The 429-nt window shown below is 19.6% G+C and carries 1 protein-coding gene; it reads left to right on the forward strand.

Translation table 11 applies throughout. The features are described from left to right. Positions 1-401: hypothetical protein (locus GN208_RS17925; protein WP_243828525.1), on the forward strand; the 401-nt coding region annotated here is incomplete at its 5' end. Positions 402-429 lie beyond the last annotated feature (28 nt).

Raw genomic sequence — 429 nt, forward strand, 5'->3', positions numbered from 1 at the left:
TTTTTATATTGATTAATATTTCATCATTTATGATATTTTTTATGGACTATTTTTTTAAGAGAAAAAATACTCCCATCTCTTATTTTAAAATAGCCTTAGCTATCTATAATATATTTATATTACTAGCAATGCTTTTAATATGGGAATACGCTGTTGTTTTTTCATACTTATCAATTTCTTTATTTCAATTTTTTGGATTTTCTTTATATGCGATCTATAAAAATAAAATAACACTTATTATAATTACTTCATTTTTTATCTTTGTTTGTTCAGTGATAGTATTATCACCCTATATGAAAATAGAATTTGAAAATACATATCTAATTATTTTTATTATTCAAATTATTTTTTCTTTACTACTCATTTTCTCCTTTGGAAGAAAAAATAAATTAATCTGCTAATATTTTTTATTCCTCATTTTTATTAGTT

Source organism: Morganella sp. HSTU-ASny43 (assembly GCF_022819185.1).
Taxonomy (GTDB): domain Bacteria; phylum Pseudomonadota; class Gammaproteobacteria; order Enterobacterales; family Enterobacteriaceae; genus Morganella; species Morganella morganii.